At 63.3% G+C, this 19467-nt stretch carries 21 protein-coding genes; 14 read left to right on the top strand and 7 right to left on the bottom strand.

Features of this window, described 5'->3' with window-relative positions:
* The first annotated feature begins 54 nt into the window (after positions 1–54).
* Positions 55–2064 (top strand): OmpA family protein, encoded by a 2010-nt coding sequence (locus tag WDB91_RS05540; protein WP_339114138.1) that lies wholly within the window; start codon positions 55–57, stop codon positions 2062–2064.
* Positions 2065–2093: 29 nt separating this feature from the next.
* Positions 2094–2408 carry a hypothetical protein gene (locus WDB91_RS05535; RefSeq protein WP_339114137.1) on the top strand — a complete coding sequence of 105 codons (315 nt, stop codon included), beginning with the start codon at positions 2094–2096 and terminating at the stop codon, positions 2406–2408.
* Between the two features lie 98 nt (positions 2409–2506).
* On the opposite strand, the gene fdhD is transcribed toward WDB91_RS05535, so the two are convergent.
* A complete protein-coding gene (gene fdhD, locus WDB91_RS05530; RefSeq protein ID WP_339114136.1) occupies positions 2507–3283 on the bottom strand; it encodes a formate dehydrogenase accessory sulfurtransferase FdhD in 777 nt (258 codons plus the stop codon).
* A gap of 102 nt (positions 3284–3385) precedes the next feature.
* Here fdhD and WDB91_RS05525 point away from each other — a divergent pair, with 102 nt between their 5' ends.
* The 9 genes from WDB91_RS05525 (at position 3386) to WDB91_RS05485 (ending at position 10783) form a co-directional block, all read left to right on the top strand.
* Positions 3386–4225, top strand: coding sequence for a S49 family peptidase (locus tag WDB91_RS05525; protein WP_339114135.1), 840 nt, complete (start codon positions 3386–3388; stop codon positions 4223–4225).
* A 1-nt stretch (position 4226) separates the two neighbouring features.
* Positions 4227–4412, top strand: a complete 186-nt coding sequence (locus WDB91_RS05520) for a hypothetical protein (RefSeq protein WP_339114134.1) — start codon at positions 4227–4229, stop codon at positions 4410–4412.
* A gap of 10 nt (positions 4413–4422) precedes the next feature.
* Positions 4423–5364: a calcium/sodium antiporter gene (locus tag WDB91_RS05515; protein ID WP_339114133.1), complete on the top strand. Its 942-nt coding sequence runs from the start codon at positions 4423–4425 to the stop codon at positions 5362–5364.
* Between the two features lie 28 nt (positions 5365–5392).
* Positions 5393–6169 carry an SDR family oxidoreductase gene (locus WDB91_RS05510; RefSeq protein WP_339114132.1) on the top strand — a complete coding sequence of 259 codons (777 nt, stop codon included), beginning with the start codon at positions 5393–5395 and terminating at the stop codon, positions 6167–6169.
* 431 nt (positions 6170–6600) lie between these two features.
* Positions 6601–8376, top strand: coding sequence for an excinuclease ABC subunit UvrC (gene uvrC, locus WDB91_RS05505; protein WP_339114458.1), 1776 nt, complete (start codon positions 6601–6603; stop codon positions 8374–8376).
* Positions 8377–8408: 32 nt separating this feature from the next.
* On the top strand, positions 8409–9431 hold the full coding sequence (locus tag WDB91_RS05500) for a lysine-2,3-aminomutase-like protein (protein ID WP_339114457.1): 1023 nt from the start codon (positions 8409–8411) through the stop codon (positions 9429–9431).
* 41 nt (positions 9432–9472) lie between these two features.
* On the top strand, positions 9473–10096 hold the full coding sequence (gene pgsA / locus WDB91_RS05495; RefSeq protein WP_339114131.1) for a CDP-diacylglycerol--glycerol-3-phosphate 3-phosphatidyltransferase: 624 nt from the start codon (positions 9473–9475) through the stop codon (positions 10094–10096).
* A complete protein-coding gene (gene moaD, locus WDB91_RS05490) occupies positions 10093–10344 on the top strand; it encodes a molybdopterin converting factor subunit 1 (protein ID WP_339114130.1) in 252 nt (83 codons plus the stop codon). Before pgsA ends, moaD begins: the two co-directional genes overlap by 4 nt.
* Before the next feature lies 1 nt (position 10345).
* A complete protein-coding gene (locus WDB91_RS05485) occupies positions 10346–10783 on the top strand; it encodes a molybdenum cofactor biosynthesis protein MoaE (RefSeq protein ID WP_339114129.1) in 438 nt (145 codons plus the stop codon).
* 144 nt (positions 10784–10927) lie between these two features.
* Here the strand turns inward: WDB91_RS05485 and WDB91_RS05480 are convergent, their stop codons facing one another.
* Positions 10928–12004: an FAD-binding oxidoreductase gene (locus tag WDB91_RS05480; RefSeq protein ID WP_339114128.1), complete on the bottom strand. Its 1077-nt coding sequence runs from the start codon at positions 12002–12004 to the stop codon at positions 10928–10930.
* Between the two features lie 68 nt (positions 12005–12072).
* On the opposite strand from WDB91_RS05480, the gene mnmD reads away from it, so the two are divergent.
* Both mnmD and WDB91_RS05470 read left to right on the top strand, forming a co-directional pair.
* Positions 12073–12756, top strand: a complete 684-nt coding sequence (gene mnmD, locus WDB91_RS05475; protein ID WP_339114127.1) for a tRNA (5-methylaminomethyl-2-thiouridine)(34)-methyltransferase MnmD — start codon at positions 12073–12075, stop codon at positions 12754–12756.
* A complete protein-coding gene (locus tag WDB91_RS05470; RefSeq protein WP_339114126.1) occupies positions 12756–13661 on the top strand; it encodes a DMT family transporter in 906 nt (301 codons plus the stop codon). Before mnmD ends, WDB91_RS05470 begins: the two co-directional genes overlap by 1 nt.
* Here the strand turns inward: WDB91_RS05470 and WDB91_RS05465 are convergent, their stop codons facing one another.
* Positions 13662–15626, bottom strand: coding sequence for a lytic transglycosylase domain-containing protein (locus WDB91_RS05465; protein WP_339114125.1), 1965 nt, complete (start codon positions 15624–15626; stop codon positions 13662–13664).
* Positions 15627–15773: 147 nt separating this feature from the next.
* On the opposite strand from WDB91_RS05465, the gene dapA reads away from it, so the two are divergent.
* Positions 15774–16646: a 4-hydroxy-tetrahydrodipicolinate synthase gene (gene dapA / locus WDB91_RS05460; protein WP_339114124.1), complete on the top strand. Its 873-nt coding sequence runs from the start codon at positions 15774–15776 to the stop codon at positions 16644–16646.
* A gap of 49 nt (positions 16647–16695) precedes the next feature.
* Here the strand turns inward: dapA and WDB91_RS05455 are convergent, their stop codons facing one another.
* From WDB91_RS05455 to WDB91_RS05440, 4 genes are all read right to left on the bottom strand, one after another.
* Positions 16696–18123, bottom strand: a complete 1428-nt coding sequence (locus tag WDB91_RS05455) for a sulfotransferase (RefSeq protein ID WP_339114123.1) — start codon at positions 18121–18123, stop codon at positions 16696–16698.
* A 77-nt stretch (positions 18124–18200) separates the two neighbouring features.
* Complete coding sequence (locus tag WDB91_RS05450; protein WP_339114122.1) at positions 18201–18701, bottom strand: Na+/H+ antiporter subunit G; 501 nt, start codon at positions 18699–18701, stop codon at positions 18201–18203.
* A gap of 8 nt (positions 18702–18709) precedes the next feature.
* Positions 18710–18979, bottom strand: coding sequence for a K+/H+ antiporter subunit F (locus WDB91_RS05445; protein WP_339114121.1), 270 nt, complete (start codon positions 18977–18979; stop codon positions 18710–18712).
* Positions 18976–19467, bottom strand: coding sequence for a Na+/H+ antiporter subunit E (locus tag WDB91_RS05440; protein ID WP_339114120.1), 492 nt, complete (start codon positions 19465–19467; stop codon positions 18976–18978). The genes WDB91_RS05445 and WDB91_RS05440 overlap by 4 nt, the downstream gene beginning before the upstream one ends.

Genomic DNA, 19467 nt, shown 5'->3' with positions numbered 1-19467 from the left:
CTCCCCTAACCCGTAAGCATCCCGCAACCTGAACGACACCGGAGAGCCCGCCTTATGCGAAGCAAGATCCTGACCGCCACAGCCTTTGGTGCCGCACTTGTCTGCGCGGCACTCGTGGCAGGTGGCTCGGCCACTGTGATCGAGAAGCGCACCCAGTCCGAGGTGCGCGTAGCCCTCGAGACCTCGGGACATGGCTGGGCCAAGGTCGCCACCGACGGGCTTCAGGTCCAGATCAGCGGCACCGCTCCCTCGGAGGCCGAACGCCTGCGGACCATGGCGGTGGTCTCGGGGATCGTCGATGCGACCCGTATCCGCGACAATACCGATGTGACCAAGATCGCCGATCTGACCGCGCCCGATTTCTCGCTCGAGATCCTGCGCAATGATGACGGGATCTCGCTGATCGGGCTGGTGCCCAGCTCGACCGACCGCAAGGCGCTGATGGACGAGGTGGCTTCCTTCACGCAGGGCGGCGAGGTGGTCGATATGCTCGACGAGGCCGATTATCCGGTGCCGGTGGGCTGGAACACCGCCTACCAGTTCGCCGTGGACACACTCGCCAGCCTGCCGCATTCGAAGATCTCGGTCGAGGCAGGCAAAGTGTCGGTCACTGCGATCACCTCCTCAAAGCGCGAGAAATCCGACATCGAGACGGCGCTCACCCGCCGCAAACCCGACGGGCTGGACCTGAGCTACAATATCTCGGCCCCGCGTCCGGTGATCACGCCCTTCACGCTGCGCTTCATCAAGGATGAGCAGGGCGCGCGGTTCGACGCCTGCTCGGCCGATACCGACCGTGCCAAGACCAAGATCCTGGCGGCTGCCAAAGCGGCGGGTGCCACCGGCGATCTGGGCTGCACCGTGGGGATGGGCGTGCCCTCGACCGACTGGGCCGATGCGACCGCCATGGGCATCGCCGCGATCGGCCAGATGGGCGCGGGCACGATCACCTATTCCGATACCGATATCGCACTCGATGTGCCCGCCTCCGTCAGCAATGACGCGTTCGATCAGGCCGTGGCGGATCTGGAAACCAACCTTCCCGATGTCTTCTCGCTGCAATCGGTGCATGAGAAACCCAAGCAGGAACAGGCGCAGATCGCACAATTCTCCGCCTCGCGAGACGCCTCGGGCAAGATCAAGATCGGCGGACGGGTCAAGGATGCGACCCAGCGCGACATGATCGAGAACTATGCCCGCGCGCAGTTCGGCTCGAAAGGTGTCTCGGGCAGCACCCGTGTGGATGACGCCCTGCCCGCCGATTGGGGTGTGCGCACCATGGCGGGGCTTGCCGCGCTCGACCAGCTGAATACGGGGCAGATCACCGTGCGCCCCGATATCCTGCGCGTCTCGGGGATTTCGGGCAATGCACAGGCCAGCGACGAGATCTCGCGTTCGCTCTCCAAGGCGCTCGGCGAGGCTGCACGGATCGATCTGTCGGTGCGCTATGACCGCCGCCTCGATCCGGTTCTGGGCCTGCCCTCGGGCACGGAATGCGCCACCCGTCTCAACAATGTGCTCGCCAGCCAGAAGATCACCTTCGAGCCCGGCTCGGCCAAGATCGATGCCGACGGAGCCACCCCGATTGCCGCCCTCGCCAAAGCCTACCAGAACTGCGAGGATTACAAGCTGGAGGTCGATGGCCATACCGATAGCCAGGGCCGCGACCAGATGAATCTCGACCTGTCGCAAGACCGTGCCAACGCCGTCTTGCAGGCGCTGGCCGACCGCGGCGTCTCGGTGCGCAACCTGACGGCCAAAGGCTTTGGCGAGACCCAGCCGATTGCCGATAACGGCACCGAAGCGGGCCGTGAGGCAAACCGCCGGATCGAGTTCACCCTGCTCGACGAGCAGCCGCTCGATACCGGCGAGACCCTGCCCGAAGCGACCGCCACCGCGACGGCTCCCATCGTCGAGGAAGCCGCCGAGGGCGAGGCGCAGGCCGATCAGGTCGGCGGCACACAGGATACCTCTGCCGATGCCGCGGTATCCGTGGCCCCTGCGGCGCAATCACCGGCCAAGCCGAAGCTGCGTCCGGCCGATCTCGATACTTCCAAGAAATGACCGGATGAAAGCCCGCGGGACCCTATGATATGAACAGAACCGAATTCGTTTTTGCCACAGCCATCATTCTTTTCATCGCCTTCTGCCTTGGATGGTTTGCCTGCTGGCTGCTGCACCGCCTGACCCGCGTGAGTAAAGCCGATATGGGCGAGTTGGAACAGATGGCCCATGCCCTGCACGAGGCCGAGGATACCCGCGAACGTGCCCTAGCCTATATCGAGCATCGCGAAGCGGAACTGACCAACCAGCTGCACCAGTCCGAAGCGGAGTTGCGTGCCGCGATGGAAGGTCTGCGCGATGCCCGCCGCGACGCCGAGGAGTTGCGCTCCAAGCTCGACAGCTAAAACCGGGGGCGCCCCCCGCGCTAGTCGCGCCCCACATTGCTATCACCGGCCTGCGCTCCGGCGCCGCCCGTCCGCCGCCTGCGATGTCTCCGAACGGATCAGAAAGCGGTGTAATCAGCCCGACCCTCGGGCGCGTGGCGGGCCCGTGCGATCAACTGGAGCCCCGCCATACGCGCCTCCTCGACTGCCAGCCCCGTGGGGGCCGAGGGCGACACAATCGCGCCCGCCCCAATCATCGCGGCTTTTTGCACCAGATCCACCGAGATCCGCGAGGTCATGATGATAGCAGCTCCCTCGGGCACAGCTCCCACCGCCCCGATCAGCTTGTCGAGCGCGTTATGGCGTCCCACATCCTCGCGACAGAGCCGCAAACCACCCGCCACCCAGAGCCCCGCCGCATGGCAGGCGCGGGTCTCGTCCTGCAGCACCTGCGCCTCGCGCAGCGCGTCGAGCGCCTGCGCTGCCTCGGCAAGCCCCAGCACAGGCCGGTAGGCTCTGTGTGGCACCTCGCGCAGCGCCTGTGAAAGACTGTCGATGCCGCACAGCCCGCATCCTACCGGCCCCGCTATCACGCGCCGCCTGTCGCGGAAGGCCGCGCCCGCCCTTGCAGGCAACCATGCCCGCGCCTCAATCCCGCGCGACTGGGGCACGATCTCGATGCCGGTCAGGCTCTCGCCCTGTGCGATGATCCCCTCGCTTACAGCAAATCCGCGCAGGAAATCCTCCAGATCGGCGGGGGTCGCCATCATCACGGCCTGTGTCACCCCGTCAAAGACCAGCGCCACCGGCACCTCCTCGATCAAAGGCTCGATCAGCGGCTCTGCGGCTCCGGTGGCACCTATGGCCAGAGTCTGCTGACGGATTGGCTGGATCATGCGGACCTCCCTGCCCTTCTGTGCGGGCGATTATGCGAAAACTTCACGAAAAGGACAGCGGCTTGCTTGTAGGGCTCTGTCCGAGGACTTACATCCCCCACCATGGATTTCAAAGCCCTTCTCCCCCTGCGGCGCAAAGAGCCGCGCGTCGCGCTGATCCGCCTGCAAGGGGCGATCGGCATCTCCCGTCCCGGATCTGCGGGGCTCTCGGATGCCTCGGTGGGCCCGCTGATCGAGCGCGCCTTCCGCAAGGCCAGACCCACGGCAGTGGCGCTGATCATCAACTCGCCCGGCGGATCGCCTGTGCAGAGCGCGCTGATCGCTTCCCGGATCCGGCGTCTGGCCGATGAAACCGGCGTGCCGGTCCATGCCTTCGTGGAGGATGTGGCCGCGTCGGGCGGCTACTGGCTGGCCTGTGCAGCGGATGATATCTGGACCGATCCGACCTCGGTCGTGGGCTCGATCGGGGTGATCTCCTCGGGTTTCGGCTTCGACCAGTTTATCGGGAAGCATGGCGTGGAGCGGCGCGTGCATACGGCGGGCGGCTCGAAAAGCTTCATGGACCCGTTCCGTCCTGAAAAGCCCGAAGATATCGACCGGCTGAAGGCTCTGTTGGAAGACATGCATGAAAGCTTCAAGGACCATGTGCGCGCCCGCCGCGGAACGCGCCTGACCACTGAACGCGATCTGTTCACCGGTGATGTCTGGACGGGCCGTCAGGCACTGGCCGAGGGTACCGGCCTGATTGACGGCCTCTCGCATGCGGTGCCCAAGCTCAAGGAGCTCTATGGCGAGAAGGTCCGGCTGATCCCCTTCACCCAGAAGAAATCCATCTTCAAGCGTTTCGGCGCCTCTTTCGGCAGCCAGATCGCGCAGGAGGCGGTCGGCGCGGCATTGCTCGAAGCAGAGGAGCGCGCCCTCCGGGCCCGTTACGGGCTCTAGGATGCTTCTGAAGGTGATGGCGATCTTCCTGCTCGTCATGGCCGTTCTGGCCATGTTCGGCAGGCTGCGCCTTCCCAAAGGTCTGCCCGGCGCGAAGCGCCTTGGCAAGACACGCTGCCCCGATTGCGGGCGTCCCAAGATCGGCTCGGGGCGTTGCCCTTGTGGCCATCATTCTTCAAAAGGCTGAGGAGCCCTTCGTGCTGATAGATATCGCAATGGTTGTCGCGGGACTTGTCCTGCTTGTGTTCGCAGGCGACTGGCTGGTCAAGGGGGCGGTGAACCTGTCGCTCCGGCTCGGCATTCCAGCGTTGATCGTCAGCCTGACCGTCGTGGCCTTCGGCACCTCCGCGCCCGAGTTGCTGGTCTCGATCACGGCAGTCCTCAATGACAACCCTTCCATCGCGCTTGGCAATGTCATCGGCTCGAACACGGCCAATATCCTTCTGGTGCTGGGGCTTCCGGCGCTGATCTCTGTGATCCATACCCATACCCATGACACGCGCGAGAGCTATCTGATGATGCTGGGCTCGACCGTGCTGTTCATCGCGCTGGCCGTGACAGGGCCGATCACATGGTGGAAGGCTGTGGTGCTGCTTGTGGCCATCGGCGCGATCCTGACCCGCCAGATCCTGCAGGCGCTCGGCCATCGCCGTGACCGCGATGACGAGGAGGTGGAAGGTGCCGAGGACAGCATCACCGGTCGCGCCATTGCGGTCTACATCATCCTCGGGCTGATCGGCCTGCCGATCGGCGCCAATCTTCTGGTTTCGGGCGCCTCCGATATTGCCAGCGCCATGGGCATCTCGGATGCGGTGATCGGGCTGACGCTGGTAGCGGTGGGCACCTCCCTGCCCGAGCTTGCCACCTCGATCTCGGCCGCCCTCAAGGGCCGTGCTGATGTCGCTCTGGGCAATGTCATCGGCTCCAATATCTTCAACCTGCTGTTCATTCTGGGCATCGCGGGGCTCTTCGGCACCATGCCGGTGCCGCCGGAAATGCTGCGCGTCGATCTCTGGGTCATGCTTGCAGCGACCCTCGTTCTCGGGCCATTCATCTTCTTCAGGAAATCGCTCGGCCAAATGACGGGCATCGCGTTCACACTGGCCTATATCGGCTATGTGGTGGCAATCGTCGCCTGATATCCCAAGCGTGCCGGAGGAGAAAACCATGCACAATGCCCTGATCACCGGCGGAGCCAGACGTCTGGGCCGCGCGATGGCTTTGACTTTGGCAGCCCGTGGCTGCAACGTGGCCATCCATTACCACGGTTCGGAAGCCGAAGCCGAGGACACGGCTCGGGCCTGCCGCGCCCATGGCGTGCGCGCGGTCACCCTGCAGGCCGATCTCTTGGACGAGGCTCAGGTGGTGCCGCTGCTGCCTGCGGCGGCAAAGGCGCTCGGTGCCCCGATCGATCTGCTGGTCAACAATGCCTCCGTGTTCGAATATGACAATATCCACACGGCCACCCGCACGAGCTGGGACCGGCATATGGAATCCAATCTGCGCGCGCCCTATGTGCTGACGCAGGCCTTTGCCGAACAGGCCCCCAAGGCGGATCGCAGCGCGGGCGAGCCGCGTGCGCAGGCGATGGTGATCAATATGATCGACCAGCGGGTGCGAAAGCTGACGCCGGAATTCTCGACCTATACGTTGGCCAAGATGGGGCTCTGGGCACTGACCCGCACGGCGGCCATGGGGCTTGCCCCCGATATCCGCGTGAATGCTATCGGACCGGGGCCGACGCTGCAGGGCGGGCGCCAGACGCTCGAGCATTTCACCAAACAGCGCCAGTCCACCATCCTCGAACGCGGCTCCGACCCCGAGGATATCCGCGCGGCACTCACCTATCTGATGGACGCCAAATCGGTCACCGGACAGCTGATCTGCACCGATGGCGGACAACATCTGGGCTGGCAGACGCCGGACATATTGGGAACGGAATAATCACGCGCAAAACCGCGTTAATATTCGCCAGAGCCGCGCCTGCAAACGGTTACCAAAGTCCTAATCTTTTCAGCCTGTTACAGCAGTAAAATTATTTTTCCTTTGGATTCAAACGGCTACAAAAATGCACAAAAAACGGGCAAAGCAATGACATGCCAGTGTTACAAGGCAAATTCGTGCTTTCCCCGCGGATATCTACAAGCTTATCCACAAGAGTCGTGGAAAGTCTCCACTCTTGCTTTTCCCGAAAGGGGAGCGAAGAGATCAATAGAATCGGATGGTTAAAAAATCGGGGGTGAATGATTAACTCCCCTTAGGACAACCGGAACGAGGTTACCTTGAACGACAATGCACAGCCTGCCCCGTTGCGCGGCCATGATCTGATCGCCGATTATGTGAAACGTCTGGACTCATCGCCCGGCGTTTACCGGATGCTGAATGCCCAGAACGAGGTGCTCTATGTCGGCAAGGCCCGCAACCTGAAGGCGCGCGTGTCGAATTATGCGCGCCATTCGGGTCATTCGGCACGGATCGCGCGGATGATCTCGGAAACGCGCTTCATGATGTTCCTGACCACGCGCACCGAGACCGAGGCGCTGCTTCTGGAACAGAACCTCATCAAGCAGCTCAAGCCCCGCTACAACGTGCTCCTGCGCGACGACAAGAGCTTCCCCAATATCCTGATCCCCACCGACCATCCTTTCCCGATGATCACCAAGCATCGCGGGGCGCGCAAACAGAAGGGCTATTATTTCGGCCCCTTCGCCTCTGCGGGGGCGGTGAACCGCACGCTCAACCATCTCGAACGGGTGTTTTTGCTGCGCAACTGCTCGGACAGCCAGTTCTCGGGGCGCACGCGGCCCTGCCTGCAATACCAGATCAAACGCTGCGCGGCGCCCTGTGTCGGCAAGATCTCCGAAGCCGATTACGCCCAGCTCGTGGAGGATGCCAAGCGCTTCCTCGAGGGTAAAACCACCTCGATCCAGCGCGAGCTGGCCGAGCAGATGCAGGCTGCCTCCGAGGATATGGAGTTCGAGCGTGCCGCCGCGTTGCGCGACCGGATCAAGGCGCTAACCAATGTGCAGCAATCGCAGGGCATCAACCCGCGCGGCGTGGCCGAGGCGGATGTGGTGGCGCTGCATATGGAAGGCGGGCAGGCCTGCGTGCAGGTCTTCTTCATCCGTGCCAATCAAAGCTGGGGCAATCACGATTTCTACCCCAAGACGGGCTCGGGTGCCGATGAGGCAGAGGTGCTGGAGGCGTTTCTGGCGCAATTCTACGACAACCGTCCACCGCCCAAACAGATCCTGCTGTCGCATCCGATCGAGGATGAGGACCTGATGACGGAGGCGCTCTCCCAAAAGGCTGAGCGCAAAGTCGAGATTCTGGTCCCCAAGCGCGGCGAGAAGGCCGAGTTGGTGGAGAACGCCCATCGCAATGCCCGCGAGAGCCTTGGCCGGAAGATGTCGGAAAGCCAAGCACAGGCGAAACTGCTGAAGGGCGTGGCCGAGGCCTTTGCCCTGCCCAAGATCCCCGAGCGGATCGAGGTCTATGACAACTCCCATATTCAGGGCGCCCATGCCGTGGGCGGCATGATCGTGGCGGGGCCGGAAGGGTTCCTCAAAAGCCAGTATCGCAAATATAACATCAAGGATACCGAGGTCACTCCGGGCGATGACTTCGGCATGATGAAAGAGGTGCTGACGCGGCGCTTCCAGCGCCTTCTGAAGGAAGACCCCGAGCGCAAGACCGACGCCTGGCCCGACCTACTGCTGATCGATGGCGGCGCGGGGCAGGTCTCGGCGGTGCAGGAGATCATGGATGATCTGGGCGTGGCCGATGTGCCGATGGTCGGCGTGGCCAAGGGGATCGACCGCGATCAGGGCAAGGAGGAATTCTACCGCACGGGCCGCCCCGTCATGGCGCTGCCGCGGCAGGATCCGGTGCTCTATTACATCCAGCGCCTGCGCGACGAGGCCCACCGCTGGGCCATCGGCACCCATCGCGCCAAACGCGCCAAGGCCAATCTCGCCAATCCGCTGGATGAAATCCCGGGCATCGGCGCGACCCGCAAACGGGCGTTGCTGACGCATTTCGGCTCGGCCAAGGCGGTCAGCCGCGCAGGGCTGACCGACCTGATGGAGGTTCCGGGCATTTCCGAGGCCACCGCCGAGACCGTCTACAACTTCTTCAACGAGAAGGGTTGACCGATTGGCCGCCGGGGCGTAGCGCGCAGCCCATGACCCACGCGCTGACCACCCCCGATGATCTGGCCGCCGCCGGACTGAGCACCGAAGACCCCGCCCTACTGGCGCGGGTCGCACAGGAGTTCCGTATCCGCATCACGCCCGAGATGCAGATGGACGATCAGGCGATTGCCGCGCAATTCGTGCCGACAGCCGCCGAACTCACCACTCTTCCCGAAGAACTGGCCGACCCGATCGGCGATCAGGCGCATTCGCCGGTCAAAGGGCTGACCCATCGCTATCCCGACCGCGTGATCTTACACATCACCAAGACCTGCGATGTCTATTGCCGTTTCTGCTTCCGTCGCGAGACCGTGGGCGAGACCGGCCCGCTGCCGCCTGCCCAACTGGATGCCGCGCTCGATTATATCGCCGCCACCCCTACCCTGCGCGAGGTGGTGTTGACAGGGGGCGACCCGCTGACCCTGTCGCCGCGCCGTCTGCGCGATGTGCTGACGCGGCTCGATGCCATCCCGCATCTCGCGATGGTCCGCTTCCACACCCGCGTGCCGGTCGTGGCCCCCGAGCGTATCACCCCCGAGCTGACACAGCTGCTGGCCAGCCTGCGCCTTGCGCCGTGGCTGGTGCTGCATACCAACCATGCCGCCGAGCTGACCCCCAATGCCCGCGCAGCCCTTGCACGGCTTGTCGATGCGGGCATCCCAGTGATCTCGCAATCGGTTCTTCTGCGCGGGGTCAATGACAGCACGCAGGCGCTGGCCGACCTCTTCACCACGCTCTCGGCCCTGCGGGTGAAGCCCTATTACCTGCATCACTGCGATCTGGCCCGCGGCACCTCGCATTTCCGCACTACGATCGATGAGGGCCGTGCCCTGATGCGCGCCCTGCGCGGGCGGATTTCGGGTCATTGCCTGCCCACCTATGTGCTCGATATTCCGGGCGGCTTTGGCAAAGTGCCCGTCTCGGCCGAGTATTTTACGCAACAATCCTCGGGCCATTGGAAAGTCACCGATTGGCAAGGCCGGATTCACGACTATCTTGACCCCAAAAGGTGAAGCCCCTTCCCCTTCCTGAACGACGCGGTTAACTTGCCCCCATGACGTGGACCCTTCCCAATATCCTCACTGTATTGAGGCTCGTTGCCGCCCCCGGTGTTGCGGTGATGTTTTTGTATTTCAGCCGCCCCTGGGCGGATTTTCTGGCCCTTGCGCTATTCATCGTCGCGGCGATCACTGACTGGTTCGACGGCTATCTGGCCCGCTCCTGGGGCCAAGAGAGCAAATTCGGCGCGATGCTGGACCCCATCGCCGATAAGGCGATGGTGGTGATCGCGCTGGTGATCCTCACGGGGTATTCGGGGATGAACCCATGGCTCATCCTGCCGGTGACGGTCATCCTCTTCCGCGAGACATTCGTGGCAGGGCTGCGCGAGTTCCTCGGTACCGATTCCGGCAAGCTGAAAGTGACCAGACTCGCCAAATGGAAAACCACGGCGCAAATGGTGGCAATCGCCATCCTCTTCCTCGGCACAGGGCTGACCTATGTCGAAACGGGCCGCCCGCCGCGCGTGGGCGAGGGCGACCTGCCCACCGGCCTGACGCCCGCCGATCTGGCCACCCATGCAGGGATCGTGCTGATCTGGATCGCGGCCATCCTGACAGCGATCACCGGCTGGGACTATTTCCGCAAGGCACTACCCTATCTGAGAGGCCCGAAATGAAGCGCGAACTGGTCTATTTCGCATGGGTGCGCGAGCGGATCGGCGCGGCCCGCGAAACCGTAGAGACAGAGGCGCAGACTGCGGCGGAACTGGTCGAGGAGCTGCGCACCCGCAGCGACTATCATGCCGCCGCCCTGGCCGATCTGACGGCGCTGCGGGTGGCGCTCGATCAAGAACTCTCCGATTTCGACACACCTCTTGGCGAGACTCGCGAAATTGCCTTCTTTCCGCCGATGACAGGAGGGTGACATGCGCGTTCTGGTGCAGGAGGCCCCGTTCGATCTGGGCGCAGAGCTGAAAGGGTTCGGCCATGGCGGCCGTGCGGGTGCCGTGGTCAGCTTCACAGGGATCGTGCGCGACGACACCGGCACATTACAAGCACTGGAACTGGAACATTATCCCGGCATGACCGAACGCGCTTTGGTCAAGATCGCCGAAGACGCGCAGACCCGCTGGGCGCTGACCAATGTGACCATCATCCACCGGATTGGCCGGCTGGAGCCGGGTGACGAGATCATGATGGTGGCCACCGCCAGTCCCCATCGCAAGGCCGCTTTCGAGGCGGCCGACTATCTGATGGATTTCCTGAAATCCCGCGCGCCCTTCTGGAAAAAAGAGCATTTCGCCGATCGGAGCGAATGGGTCGCCGCGAAGCAGAGCGACGAGGTCGCCCTAGATCGCTGGTAGAAGAGGGGGCTCTGCCCCCGTCGGGCCAAGGCCCGCCTCCCCCGGGATATTTATGGACGCTGGAAAACCGTTACTTCCAGCGTCCATAAATATCCTGGGGTGAATTCGGCGAAGCCGAAGAGGGGCAAAGCCCCTCCGCGTTCCTCAGAGATTATCCTCGACATGGAAGCCCTGAGGGATCTGCGTCCTGTTCTCGAGGATCAGATCGGCCATCACCTGCGCGACTTTGGGCGCCATGCCGAAGCCGATCTTGAACCCGCCATTGGCAATGAAATGCCCTGCACGGTCAGGCCAAGCGCCCAGCATCGGCGCACGGCTTTTGGCGCGGGGGCGTAGCCCTGCCCAGCGGTCCACGACTTCGGCTCCAGCCAGTTCGGGGCAGATCTGGCGGGTTCTGGCGATGAGCGCCTCCAGCTGATCGTCCGTCCGGTGGGCGTTGTCATACGCGCGCTCGGAGGTCGATCCAATTGCCACCGTTCCATTGGAATGCGGGATGATATGCAGACTTTCGGCATAGATTTGCGGCACGTCACCAGCGTCGAAGGCAAAGACCGCCGCCTGACCTTTTATCCCTGCGCCTACGTTCTTGCCCAGTTGCAGGCCCAGATCCTGCAGTCCTGCCGCGCCCGTTGCATGCAGCACGGGGCCTGTCTCTTCGGCCTCACCGATGAGGACCTCACCGCCGAGAGCAATAATCGCCCGTGCCAGTGCATCGCCTGTAGCCCTCGGGCAGGCCCGGGCGCTGAGGGTATCATGCACCACATATCCGCTGGGGCTTTCAAAGCCGAGGGGGCCGAACTCCCGCATTGGCACCACCTCCCAGACCGCTTTCCCCTGCCACAGCGTCTTCGCGTTCTCGCCGCGTTCTCTGGCGCGGACGATCTGAGCGTCGTCGGCCAGCGGCTGCAGGCGGCCGATCCTGGCATAGCCCGCATCCCCGCCACCGATCCGCGCGGCATCGGACCAGAACGCGTCCGCCATCAGCAGGCTTTCCAACTGGAACTGCTTCTTGGGATTCCAGTTCTCGGGCACATGGGGTGCAAGCGCCCCCACCGTGCCGCCCGAGGCACCGGCCCCGACGCCATGGATATCGATTACCCGCACCCGCGCGCCACGTCGCGCCATCTCGAAGGCGCAGGCAAGCCCGAAGACCCCCGCGCCCCGCACCGTGACCTGATCGCCGACATGGCTGACCGGATTGACCCTAAGCCCGCTTGTCATTGCCTTTGCCTTTCTGCATTGTCCCGCTCGGGCGTCCGGCGCCCTGTTGATCCAAGGCCCTACCCCGCATGACCCGCACTGACCAGAGTGAAGCTGACCTGACATGGCGCGACGAGGCCATTCCTGTGTCCTCGCGCTTCGATGATCCCTATTTCTCGCTCGGAAACGGGCTTGAGGAAACCCGCCATGTCTTTTTGCGCGGCAATGATCTGCCTGCGCGGGCGAAAGATGGCTTCCGGATTGCCGAACTGGGCTTCGGCACGGGGCTGAACCTGCTGGCCACGGCGCTGGCCTGCCCCGATGCGGCGCTGCACTATACCAGCTTCGAGGCATTTCCGATGTCCGCCGCCGAGATGGGCCGCGCGCTCGAGGCCTTCCCCGAGGCCCGCGCCATTGCCGATCCGCTGATCGATGCCTGGGGGAAGGGGCAGACCGAGTTCACCTTGGGCAAAATCCAGGTGCGTATCCTCATGGAGGATGCCCGCGAGGCTCTGCCGCGATGGGAGGGCCGCGCCGACGCGTGGTATCTCGACGGGTTCTCGCCCGCCAAGAACCCCGAACTCTGGGGCGAGGATCTGATGGCCGAAGTGGGCCGCCATACGGCACAGGGCGGCACCTTCGCCACCTATACCGCCGCAGGTTTCGTGCGCCGCGCGCTGAAAGCTGCAGGGTTCGAGGTCGAGCGCGTCTCGGGCTTCGGCAATAAACGTCATATGTCACGCGGACAGCTCGTCCCGAAGGAATCCGCGTGATGGCCGTCCAGAACAATAACAAACTCGGGGCGATCCTGATCATCATCGTGACGATCGTCTTTGCGGCGCAGGATGCGATCTCGCGCCATCTGGCCGACACCTACAACACCTATATGGTCGTGATGATCCGCTTCTGGTTCTTTGCGCTTTTTGCGATCTGGCTTGCGGGGCGCAAGCAGGGCGGGCTGGCGCGCGCCATCCGCGCCCATCACCCGTGGATGCAGGCGATCCGTGCGATTTTCCTCGTGCTCGAAATCTATGTGATGATCGCGGCCTTCGTGATGCTGGGCCTGATCGAGACCCATGCCGTGTTCATCTGCTATCCGCTGATCGTGGCGGCCCTTTCCGGCCCCGTGCTGGGCGAGAAGGTTGGCTGGCGGCGATGGACCGCGATCGGCATCGGCTTTGTCGGCGTGCTGATCATCCTCAAACCCTCGGGGAATGTCTTCTCGCCGGCGGCGACCTTCCCCTTCCTGTGCGCAGTGATGTTTGCGGTCTACGGGCTCCTGACCCGCAAGGTCGCCGACAAGGACGATAGCAACACCTCGATCTTCTGGACTGCCGTCGGCGGGGCGATCATTTCCACCGTCGTCGGCATGTGGTTTTGGCAACCGATGTCCGGCCCCGACTGGATCTGGATGGCCATCCTCTGTGTCACCGGCGTTCTGGGCCATGCCCTGATGATCCGCGCCTACGAGATGGCCGAGGCCTCGGCGATCCAGCCCTTCAGCTATCTTCAGCTCGTCTGGGGCGCGATGATCGGCATGGCGGTCTTTGGCGATGTGCTGCGCACCAATGTGGCCATCGGTGCCTGTTTCGTGGTGCTGGCGGGGCTGTTCACGCTCTGGCGGCAGGCGCAGAAAAACATCGACCCCGTGCCGCCCGCGCCCACGGTGAAGCCCTGATCAGGGGCCGTCACCGCGTAGCTCCTGCGTGAAGGGCACGGGAGGTTCGCCCAACCGCGCACGATAGATCGGCAGGCTTTCGGAGACGCGCATGACATAGTTGCGCGTCTCGTCGAACGGGATCATCTCGACCCAGTCGACGACATCCGTGCCCGGCGCGCGCGGATCGCCCATCTCCTCGATCCATTGCCGCGACCGACCCGGCCCCGCATTATAGCCCGCCGCCACCAGCAGGGGCGAATTGCCGAAATCGTCGCGCAGCCCTTTGAGGTATTCCGACCCCAGCTGGATATTATAGGTGACATCCCTCGTCAGATCATCGGGGCGATACTCGACCCCCAGCTTTGCGGCCATCATCTTGGCGGTGCCGGGCATCAGCTGCATCAGGCCACGTGCCCCCACATAAGACACGACCGTATGATCGAACTCGCTCTCGCGCCGCGCGATCGACAGGGCAAGCTCTTCGGGCACGGCCAGATCATGGGTTCTCAGCTCGGGGATCGGAAAATAGCCCGCCACCAGAATGGTCCCGTTAAGAGCGGCACGTTTGGAAAGTTGCAGCGCCAGATGCGGGTCGCGCCATTCGAGTGCCAGATCAACCAGCCCCGGTATGCGGCTATCGTCGATATTCTCCTCGTATTGCAGCACGAACCGCTCGGCCAACGGCTGATCTCCTGCCGCATGCAACAGAAGTGCTGCCTGAAATACCGAGCTTTGGTCATAGCCCCCCGCACGCCAGTCCGGCAGCGGATCGGGCTGCACCAGAGCGCGGTCCAGAGGCTTGCCGATCTTCTCCGAGGCCAGCAGCCCGTAATAGGCTGTCTGGTAGCGCGCCGCCGCCCCATAGGCCTGATCGGCCTCGGTCTTGCGCCCCAATGCCTCAAGCGCGCGCCCCCGCCAGTAATCGGCCCGCGATTGCGAGATCGGGCTGCCCACCGCCGCCGAGAGTGCCTGGAAGTGGCGCAGCGCCGTGGGGGCATCATCAAGCTTCAGCGCCGCAAACCCCGCCAGAAACTCCAGCTCGGCATAATCCGACCCGCCGGGTTTCAGATGGTGATTGGCGGCCTCGCGATAGGCGCGGTGGAAATCCCCCCGCCGCATGTCCCAACGCGCCATCCGTTTGCGCACATCGGCCCACATCTCGGGGTCGCCCAGTTTCTTGGCCGAGGACGACCAGCCGAGGATCAGCTCCGCCGCCCCGTCCTCAAGGCTCTTGCGCCAGCGCCAGACCGCACGATCCCGCGCAAGCCCGTAGGAATGCATCATATAGTCTGGCACCGCATCAACGAGCCCGTCCACCCCGTCGCGCCGCGCCTGCAGTGCTATACGGGCCTCGGCCACGGCCTTGGTGCCGGGCGGCACCAGATCCAGCATCCGCCGCGCCTGTGTCAGATCACCCCGGTCCAGCATCGCCTGCATCCGCCCGCCATTCGAGGGCGCGACCAACACACCATAGCGCTCCAGAAAGGCCTGCTGTTCGTCCGCGCTCAGATCCAGATGGCGCCATGCCCTCTCGGCTTCGGTCGCGGCGGATGTGCTCTCGCCCCTGGCTTGATAGGCCGCGATCAGCGCCAGCGATCCCGTGCCCGTCTGCGGCTTGTGCTGCGCGAAATAGGAGATCACCTGATCGGGGCTCACACCCTCGAGCTTGTCCTCGCCCTTGCGACGCAGCAGCGGCATACCCGGCCAGTCGGGTCTGCGGGCCGAGAAATCGGCATAGTCGCGGAAGCTGCCCTCGCCCGCGCGCAGCCGCTCCCATTCGATCAAATCAAAGCCCACCATGCCCGAATGGCGCGCCGCATCCTGTGCTGCCGGCCAGTCCTTCCGGTCGGCCAGTTCGAGCGCCTGCGCCAATGCCTCGCCAGCATCTCGAGGAGCGTCTTCGGCATGCACAACGTCCGGCAGGGCGCAAACCGCCCCGAATGTCAGAACGATCAGGCTGGCGAGAAGGGTCTTTCGATGCATGGGATCCTCTTTGCTTGGCCTCTTGTGTGCCATAGTGACAGGCCAGTGCAATTCACAAGTTGGCAAGAGCGCCAAGCTCGCATAATGTCCGCCCGATTTTAACCCGACGATTCCGTTCGGATACCCAACACTGCAAAGGAGCGTGTCATGTTCAAAGGGTCCTACCCCGCCCTCATCACGCCGTTCAAGGACGGCGAGCTGGATCTGGACGCGCTCAAGAAGATCGTCGACTGGCATGCCGATCAGGGCAGTCACGGTCTGGTGCCCGTAGGCACCACCGGCGAGTCGCCCACGCTCAGCCATGCCGAGCATAACACCGTCGTGGCCGAGGTCGTGAAGGTTGCCGCAGGGCGCATGAAGATCATCGCCGGTGCCGGCTCCAATTACACCCGCGAGGGGATCGAGCTGATCCAGCACGCGCAGGCCGCAGGCGCCGATGGCGCGCTGGTCGTGACGCCCTATTACAACAAGCCCACTCAGGCCGGTATGATCGCGCATTTCACCGCGATGCATGATGCCTCGAATATTCCGATCATCATCTACAACATCCCCGGCCGCTCGGTCGTGGATATGACGCCGGAAACCATGGGCGAACTGGCCAAGCTGCCGCGGATCGTCGGCGTGAAGGATGCCACTGGCGATCTGATGCGCGTGGCCAAGCAACGCATCACCTGCGGCAAGGACTTCCTGCAGCTGTCGGGCGAGGATGGCACGGCGCTCGGCTTCAACGCGATGGGCGGCGTCGGCTGCATCTCGGTCACCGCAAACGTGGCCCCGAAGCTCTGCTCCGAGTTCCAGAACGCCACACTGGCCGGTGACTGGGCCCGCGCGCTCGAGATCTCCGACAAGCTGATGCCACTGCATATCGCCATCTTCCTCGAACCGGGCGTCTGCGGCGCGAAATACGCAATGTCGCGTCTGGGGCTATGCTCGGACGAGGTGCGCCTGCCGCTGGTCGGCCTGAGCGATGGCGTCAAGGCCCGTATCGACGAGGCGATGGAATTCGCAGGGCTTCTCTGAAGCTCGCACTGAACGGCATCAAAGGCGCCCCCCGGGGCGCCTTTTTTCGTCAGGAGGCCTTGTTCAGGCGGGGCGCGGCTTGAGCATCACGCTCTTCCCACTCGGCGATCCAGTCCCGCCCCAATGCCTCGATCAAGGGCTGGAGATGGGCCTCGTAATGGCGCCAGCGCGCTACACCATCACGATTGATCCCGCGCCGCACCCGCAAATCGGAGGCCGTGCGCACGGCCCCTGCCGCAGCTTTCGGGTCGAAGCAGGCGCTCTGCATCTGCAGACCGATATGATCCAGAAGTTGCGGGATCTGCTGCTCGGGATAATCGATCAGCGCCTGCAGTGACTGGATGCGGAACACAGGCCCCAGCTTCTGCGCATAGTCCCGCATCGACTGGTCGGTGAGCTGGATCATATGAGCGATCCAGTCCAACCGTTCGCTGAATCCGTGACCATTGGCAAAATCGGTCATGAACAAAGACAGCCCCAGATCCAGCGGATGCCGGTCCAGCGCGATAAACCGCGCCTCGGGAAGCATGGCCCGCAACAGCCCCGCATGGGACAGATCGAGCGGGGTCTTGGACAGCAGGACCGGCGTCTCGACCCGCCGCTCGGTGATCCGCTGGCGATAGAGCGCCTCCAGACTTCGGACCAGCGGTTGTCCCGGCACGCCGAACCACTTCCAGTAATCCGCAACGAGCCGGCCGTTGGCCTGCTCGGACCGCATCAGATCCAGTATCGCAAGCCGGAAATCGGGCGCCTCGCCCAATGTAGAGACCTGATCATGGCGCAGGAGGATCTGTTCTGTCAGGGTCGTGCCCGAGCGCGGCAGACCACCGATAAAGACCATACGCGGCCCCTGCGCGGGCGGCGCCCCCGCCAGATCGGCCAGATCGGGGCAGAATTCCAGCTGGTCGGCCAGACGCTGTTCGGTCACCAGCGGATCATAGCCGCGCATCTTGAGCGCATTGCCGCGGCTGTAATGGGCAAAGGCACGGTCATACTGCCCTTCGGCATCCTCGATCGCGGCAAGCGCGAATTCGGCGCTCACCCGCAGACGCGTGCTGGTGCTCTCGTCCTCGCAGGTGGCCTCGAGACGACGTGCCTCGCGGCCGGAGCAGGGAAAACGGCGCAACCGGTTGCGCCCGGATAACAGGCGGACATCCTCCGGTGCATAGAACAGCGCACGGTCATAGGCGGCAACCGCCTCGTCCACAGCGCCGAATGCCGTCAGGATCGCGGCGTAGATCCCCCATAGCGGAGCGCGATCCGCCCAGAGGGTCACCCCTTCCTGCGCCAGCTTACGGGCCTGTACATCCTGACCAAGCGCCCAGCTGCTGCGGATCGCCTGTAACATCAGATCTGGACTTGGTCCCTTCTGCGACCAGAGTGTCTCTATGCGCTGTAAGGCGGCCCGATGATCTCCATCGAGAACCGCTTTCGCGAGGGAGACATCCTCATCATAAAAGAGATCGGGTGTGTCCATCGTTATCGTCCAAGTAGTAGGGGCAGACCATCGGCCTGCCCCCTATAATGATCACACCGATCTTTATTTAATATGAATCACTTCTGGTTGTCTTTGCCCTCGTCCACCGGATCGGTTCCGTCGACCTCACCCTCGTATTCGTCCTCGAGAATGGCCTTCTTACGCGCTTTCTCGGCGCGCTCCTTTTCGATCTCTACGGCTTCATCCAGCTCATGCGCCGCCGTATCGGACAGGGGCGTGTAGACCGCCCAGTCGCCCTCGGTGGGTTTGGGCAAGGACTCGCGCGGAATGTTGCGCAGCATGATCGCCTTGGACAGGAAATGCGCGGTGATCGGCGCGGTCATGAAGAGGAAGAGCGTGATCATCAGTTCGTGCAGGGACAGCTCGCCCTTTTCCGCACCGAACCACACCATCGATGCGATCAGGCAGGCCCCCACCCCGAGCGTCGCCGTCATCGTGGGCGCATGGAGCCGCGTCATGGCATCGGGCAGTTTCACCAGCCCGAACGAGCCCACAAGCCCGAAGAAGCCACCGATGACCAGAAGCGCCGAGACAAGAATTTCCCAAAACAGTTCCATATCTTACCTCACTCGATCAGATCGCCGCGGAGAAGGAATTTGGCATAGGCCACCGTCGAGACGAAGCCCACCATGGCATAAAGGATAGAGGCCTCGAAGAAGATCGCGGTGCCTTCCCAGATCCCGAAACAGACAAACAGTCCGATTGCATTCACCGCCATCGTATCGAGCGCCAGAATACGGTCTGTCACGCCCGGCGATTTCACCACGCGATAGAGGTTGAACAGAAGCGCCAGCGCATAGCAGCCGATGGCGAAGATCAGAGCATAGGTGATCATTCGAAGATCTCCTTCAGGCGGGCCTCATAGCGGGATTTCATACCGTCGCGTGCGCCCTCTGGGTCGGTTTCATGCAGGCAATGGACAAGAAGCGAATGACCATCGGCCGACAGCTCCGCCGCAACCGTGCCCGGTGTCATGGTGATCGTGCCGGCGAAAACGGTGATCGCCTCTGGCGTGTGAAGGTCGAGCGGGATCGAGATCCAGACCGGCTTCAGATCGGCATTGCGCTTGAACAGGATGATCTTGGCGACCGAGATATTCGAGACCACGATATCCCATAGCACGATCAGCGCATATTCGATCATCTTCGGAATATTGCGCACGACGGGCCGGTCGGGCCAGTAGGGCGCGGTGACCCAGGGGATCACGATCCCGACGATAATGCCGAAGACCAGCGAGTTGAGCGTATAGGCATTGGCCAGCAGGAGCCACACCACCGTCAGAAGAACGGTCAGATGCGGATGCGGAAGGATGCGTCTAATCAT

This window comes from Thioclava sp. GXIMD2076 (genome assembly GCF_037949795.1).
In the GTDB taxonomy this organism is placed as follows: domain Bacteria; phylum Pseudomonadota; class Alphaproteobacteria; order Rhodobacterales; family Rhodobacteraceae; genus Thioclava; species Thioclava kandeliae.
Note: the sequence above shows the minus strand (reverse complement) of the source record. Positions and strands in the feature narration are given on the sequence as shown.